Source organism: Treponema sp. (assembly GCF_045657965.1).
GTDB lineage: Bacteria > Spirochaetota > Spirochaetia > Treponematales > Treponemataceae > Treponema_D.
This window is the reverse complement of sequence record NZ_JAZOUG010000239.1, coordinates 1-5,198: the sequence shown is the minus strand read 5'-3', so window position 1 is coordinate 5,198 and position 5,198 is coordinate 1. Positions and strand designations below refer to the sequence as shown.

Genomic DNA, 5,198 nt, shown 5'->3' with positions numbered 1-5,198 from the left:
GCAAGTTTTGCCCCGTAAGCGGTTCGCTCCCTACCCGTAACGCCCCCTGGCTAATCTTCGGAATACCAGGCTTTATTTATCTTGACTACAATATCGTTTTCAAAATACACATCAAGATTAAAATAATCATACCAGCCGCGGCCATTTTCTTCTGCGTAACGGAACTTATCTTCGCCAGCATGTATCGGCTTTCCTAAAAGTTCCAGCACTTCTTCTTTTGACATTCCTTCTTTTAAAAGCGGAACATTCAGAGGTTTAAATGAACCAGAAACCAAAGTGTCAGCCAATGGATTTTTGTAGTATTTCAAATCATACTCGAAACAAAAAATAAAAAATGATATGGCTCCAATGGACACAATTATTGGAAAAACAATTGAAAGAGCAATCTTCTTTTTTTTGAGTTTGATGGCCAGTATAAATAAACATGCTATTGGAAAAACAAACCAATAAGTAAATCTGTAAAAAGCAAATTTCGAATCATCTAAGCTTGGCCTTAAAGCTTCAATTAATGCTTTATTTCTTCCCAGCCAATAATATGAATAAGGAAGAAAATCAAGCAAAAGCGAAAGCAAAATCGCTGCCGTAAAAAGCAGGAGAATTTTTAAAAGTCCGAATGAAAAATACTTGAAAACATCTTTTTTAGCCGGAGCTGCTTTTATAAACTTATAAGCGCACCTTGAATCACGATAAATGAAAAACACTTCCGAACAGCCGACTAAAATTATTAAAAAAACAAAAATGAAATCATCATCCATGTCAATTTTTCCTTTAATTCCTATGACAAAAGCTCAATCAATTGTGACTTGTTCAGGCTCTGGCAACAATAATCATCGCTTTCTTCTACATTTGAAAACACTTTTACTTTGTCGGAATATTTCTTATCATAAACGATTTCGTACAGCATGTAATTTTTCCGAACAAAAATTTCGGCACCGTTAATTGTAACAAATCCTTTATTAACGACTATTCCATTCAGCTCTTTTTTAATCCGCTCAAGCAAATTTCCTTCATCAAGAAATGAAATCCTGTATTGCGATGCATAGCCCGGAGCGTTTTCCGTTTGTTTCAAATTTTTATTGCAATATTCTTCCAGAAGTTTGTCATCTTTAAGGCTCAGGTCTGATACTTCGTATTGGATATGGTCATGGAATTTTTTGTATTCAAATTTGACTGAGTTTATGGAAAAATCCAGACCGTCAATTGTAATAAGATTTTTTTGAGGATATAATCCGTTTTTTTTCAGCAATGAAAGATAATCTATCGTTTCGTCAAATTCATTGATAAAATCAGTTCTTTTTTTTGCGAATTTCAGATATAAAAAGTAAAGGGAAATGAGTGGCACATAGCTAAGCAAAGAATACCAGCCGGAAAGATTCAAATCATGAAATCGAAGAGTTTGAAGCTGCCAGTACTTGAAAATAAACACAAAACTTCCAAGGACTCCAATTCCATAAAAGAAAGGAATATGAAAAACAAACAGCATAAATAGAGCAAAAGCCCAGTAAATAAAAAATCCAGCAATCATGCTGATTTCAATTTTCCAATAACGGTTTCGGCTTATTCTTCCGTGCGTATTGTGAATCACTATTGCTGTAATTATAAATGAAATAATAAGAGAGATTATCTTATTTCGAAGACTTATATTCATATATTCTATTTCTCCAGCACAAACAGATACTCGCTTACATGAATATCGCGATTCCGCAAATTTCTGCTTCCCCTGAATGTGTTGTATGCAATTTCTACAGTTTTTACTTTACCATATTTTGAAAGCATTTGGAACATCTCATCGAATGAAATGAATCCTTCCGAATTGTATGAAATTATAACAAATTTTGCCTTTAATGCAGATATTATCTCTTCCATTGAGTTTAAGGCAAAGCGAGCTTTGTTGAAAACAGAACGGTTCCAGCCCTGTGTAATTCCGCTTACTTTGCTCACTTCTACATCAAGAGCGTTTTTTAGAATTAAATTCAGCATAAAGTAATTTGAACCGTACGGATGCTGATTATAAGGCGGGTCAAGATATGCGACATCAACTTCACTAAGTTCCTTCGCAAATTTCACCGCATCTTTCTGGAAAATCTCGACTTCAGAATCAAAATTGCTTAGAACAGGCTCTTTAAGTTCAATTTTTCCTAAAATCCGCGGAAGTGCGTTCTTTCCACTTGCTCCAAAACAGCCTATTTTCGTATTTTTATCTTTGTAAAATCCTTTAAAAACTCCGCTCGTATTCACATGAATCGAAGCTTCCGTAATAAGCGGAGCAAGAAAGAATTTTTTAAGTCCCTCCTCACCCACTATTTCGTCAATCAAATCACGGTAAGTATCGATTAAAAGTGCGTTCTCGTGCGTGTAAAAAACCCGCTCGCCTTTCTGAATGTTTTCGTCATCCTTTGGAGCGTAATTTTTTGTAATGATTCCTTCGATTTTATTTTTGGCACAGAGATTTTCGATTTCAAAGCGAAGACTTTCGTACTGCTCTTTTGGAAAATCACTTTTATTTGAAAGATAACAGCTGTTTATAAGAGCCGAATAATTTTCCAGGTCGTTCACTATAAGACGCGACGAATGTTTTTTTAGCATTCTGGCCACAACTCCAGAACCTGAGAATAAATCAGCACATACAAGCCTTTCCCGCCCAAGCCGCTCAGAAATTTTTTCGATTTCTGTTTCAATATTCGGCAGAAGGCTCCGCTTGTTTCCGAGATAAGTGATAATCTGTGTAGTAAGAAAATCTTTGTTTTCGTGCAGCATAAAAAATGCTCTGTCTTACTTTCCCCGTCCAATCAGGCTCTTGAGCCGTGCAATTAAACCGATTTTCTTTGGAGCGCCTTCATTCTGTTTAGCCTGAGCCAGAGATTTTCTGTTCCCCTGTACTTTTTTTCCCTTTCCGCCCTTTTCTTTAGAAGATTTTGGAACACTGGCTGAAGCCGATTTTGCGTACTTTTCCTTGAAATACTTGAGCCTCTCATCGCTCGACATTCCTGAAAGTTTTGCAATTTCTTCATCGCTTGCACGGCGGACTGTGTTCTTAGACTTGTCGCCCTTGAATGATTTGAAATCTTTATCAGAATAAGATTTTCTTTCTCCCCGCTTTAAGCGTCTACTTCCCTTTTTATCTGTGTCCATCTGTGTCCATCTGTGGTTTCTTCCATCTAAACCGCCGCGACCAGATTTTTCTTCAGAATCAAGCCGGATGTAAACGTCTTTACTCTTGTCTTCTGAAAAATCTTCTTCCACAGCAACACGGCTTGGAATCTGCTTTTCGATGTAGCGTTCAATCGGAGCCAAAGAATAAACATCGCGCTCAGAGCAGAATGTGTACGCTTTTCCGGATTTTCCGGCGCGGGCTGTTCTTCCGATTCTGTGAACGTAATTTTCGGCTTCGGTCGGAAGGTCATAGTTTACAACCATTGCAAGATCATTGACATCAATTCCGCGGGCTGCAACATCTGTCGCAACAAGACAGGTAACTTTGCCGGCTTTAAAAGCATCCATAATTTTAAGACGCTTACTCTGTGGCAAATCTCCGATAATGTATTCGTTTTTAATCCCGTTGATTGAAAGACGTTTTGACACGATTTCGCACATTTTTTTTGTATCGCAGAAAATGATTACACTTTCAGGATTTTCCCTGCTGAAAATTCCCATCAAAAGCTTCATTTTGTCGTCGCTTGAAACGTGAATAAGTTCCTGATCAATTTCATCGACGGTAATGTTTTCTGCTTCAATTGTGATTTCTTTTGCTTCGCGGGTATATTCCCATGCAAGATTTTTAACATAAGAATTGAGGGTTGCCGAAAAAAGCATTGTCTGACGTGCCTTTTTTTCGCCCTCGTTTTTCGGCAGAAAGTGAATCAGCTTTCGTAAATCCGGGTAAAATCCCATGTCAAACATGCGGTCAGCTTCATCAATCGCAAGATAGCCTACATTTGATAAATCCATCTGCTTGCTTTCTGTTAAATCGATTACGCGGCCCGGAGTTCCGATTATGATATCGCAGCCCTTCTTTAAATCAGCGACCTGCTTTTCGTAGCCAACACCGCCATAAAAAGAAGCAAAGCGCAGGCCTGTATGTTTTCCGAGTTTTTTAGCTTCGTCTTCAACCTGAACAGCAAGCTCGCGGGTTGGAACAAGAATGAGCGCGTTCTTTTTTGATTCACTCCCCGCTTCCTTTTCTGCCAGAATTTCCTGCATGATTGTGACTAAAAAAGCGGCAGTTTTTCCTGTTCCTGTCTGTGACTGAACATAAAGGTCGCTTCCGTCCAAAGATTTTTCGAGTACCTTTTCCTGAACAGGAGTACATGTAACATAACCTGCCTCACTAAGGCCTTTCTGGATTTTTTCGTTAAGATTAAGTTCTGTGTAATTCATTAGATTTCCATGAGATATAAGATAATAGATAACTTAAGACTATTATATCGTTTTGCAGCTAGAGTGTACACAGTCAGTTTTTTTATGTTTTTTCTCCGCAGGAAATCTGTTCCGCTCAGTCTGCCATTTCCCGGACTACACGATTTTTACCATTCTAACCGCATACAAAACTCCGATTCCCTGTACAATATGTTTGAGTCGTTCTTTAGGTGGAAGAAGATAAAAAACAACAGAAATCATCCCGATTACGTAGAAAATATAGAAAAAGGCACAGCCCGCAAAAATTTCACTCAAAAAAGAAAACGTAAGAATTTCAAAATATGAAAAAATAATATAAAAATCCGTGTTTTTTTTGAAAATAAAAAGAATCATTGAATAAAAGATGGTGCTGAAAACATTAAGAATCGAAAGCGGATAAATGCCAAGAAAGAAAAAAATTGCAATGTTACAGGCATGAACCATAAGACACATTATCAAAAAAAAGCAGAGTCTTATTTTTGGAAAGAAAGCCCAGAATCTTTTCAGCCATATTTCCTAAAGACCTCCTTAAATATTGTAACACACTTTCAGAAGAAGTCATCAAGTTTTTTTATGGGCGCATCGACTTCGCCGCCACTACACCCCCTTGCGCATATCTGCTATACTTTCACCATGAACCAGAACACTGCAGAACAGAATGCTTATCAGGCACAGATTTTCTCAAACAGACTTTCAAAAAAATACAAACAGCTTAGAAAATGGGCACGGCGCGAGCGTGTCACCTGCTACCGCCTTTACGACCGAGATATTCCCGAAGTACCTCTTGCTGTTGATTTATACGA

At 37.7% G+C, this 5,198-nt stretch carries 5 protein-coding genes and 1 pseudogene; 1 reads left to right on the top strand and 5 read right to left on the bottom strand.

The window, feature by feature from the left end; genetic code table 11:
- Nucleotides 1-50: 50 nt before the first annotated feature.
- The 5 genes from ACKI5B_RS09060 to ACKI5B_RS09040 all read right to left on the bottom strand — a co-directional run bounded on the left by ACKI5B_RS09060 (nucleotide 51) and on the right by ACKI5B_RS09040 (nucleotide 4,839).
- Entirely contained in the window at nucleotides 51-755 is a 705-nt protein-coding gene (locus ACKI5B_RS09060) for a hypothetical protein (protein ID WP_407427960.1), read from the bottom strand.
- A 20-nt stretch (nucleotides 756-775) separates the two neighbouring features.
- Nucleotides 776-1,648 carry a DUF805 domain-containing protein gene (locus ACKI5B_RS09055; protein WP_407427958.1) on the bottom strand — a complete coding sequence of 291 codons (873 nt, stop codon included), beginning with the start codon at nucleotides 1,646-1,648 and terminating at the stop codon, nucleotides 776-778.
- A gap of 5 nt (nucleotides 1,649-1,653) precedes the next feature.
- The gene (locus tag ACKI5B_RS09050; protein ID WP_407427956.1) at nucleotides 1,654-2,757 is read right to left on the bottom strand and encodes a DNA adenine methylase; all 1,104 of its coding nucleotides are present in this window, start codon (nucleotides 2,755-2,757) and stop codon (nucleotides 1,654-1,656) included.
- 15 nt (nucleotides 2,758-2,772) lie between these two features.
- On the bottom strand, nucleotides 2,773-4,377 hold the full coding sequence (locus tag ACKI5B_RS09045) for a DEAD/DEAH box helicase (protein WP_407427954.1): 1,605 nt from the start codon (nucleotides 4,375-4,377) through the stop codon (nucleotides 2,773-2,775).
- A 135-nt stretch (nucleotides 4,378-4,512) separates the two neighbouring features.
- Nucleotides 4,513-4,839: a hypothetical protein gene (locus ACKI5B_RS09040; protein ID WP_407427952.1), complete on the bottom strand. Its 327-nt coding sequence runs from the start codon at nucleotides 4,837-4,839 to the stop codon at nucleotides 4,513-4,515.
- Between the two features lie 189 nt (nucleotides 4,840-5,028).
- Between ACKI5B_RS09040 and ACKI5B_RS09035 the strand changes: the two are divergent.
- Nucleotides 5,029-5,198, top strand: a pseudogene (locus ACKI5B_RS09035) (class I SAM-dependent methyltransferase); the annotation flags it as partial.

Excerpts from the sequence above, each read along its gene's own strand:
- ACKI5B_RS09060 (WP_407427960.1), bottom strand. The coding sequence starts at position 755 with ATGGATGATGATTTCATTTTTGTTTTTTTAATAATTTTAGTCGGCTGT.
- ACKI5B_RS09055 (WP_407427958.1), bottom strand. The coding sequence starts at position 1,648 with ATGAATATAAGTCTTCGAAATAAGATAATCTCTCTTATTATTTCATTT.
- ACKI5B_RS09050 (WP_407427956.1), bottom strand. The coding sequence starts at position 2,757 with ATGCTGCACGAAAACAAAGATTTTCTTACTACACAGATTATCACTTAT.
- ACKI5B_RS09045 (WP_407427954.1), bottom strand. The coding sequence starts at position 4,377 with ATGAATTACACAGAACTTAATCTTAACGAAAAAATCCAGAAAGGCCTT.
- ACKI5B_RS09040 (WP_407427952.1), bottom strand. The coding sequence starts at position 4,839 with ATGGTTCATGCCTGTAACATTGCAATTTTTTTCTTTCTTGGCATTTAT.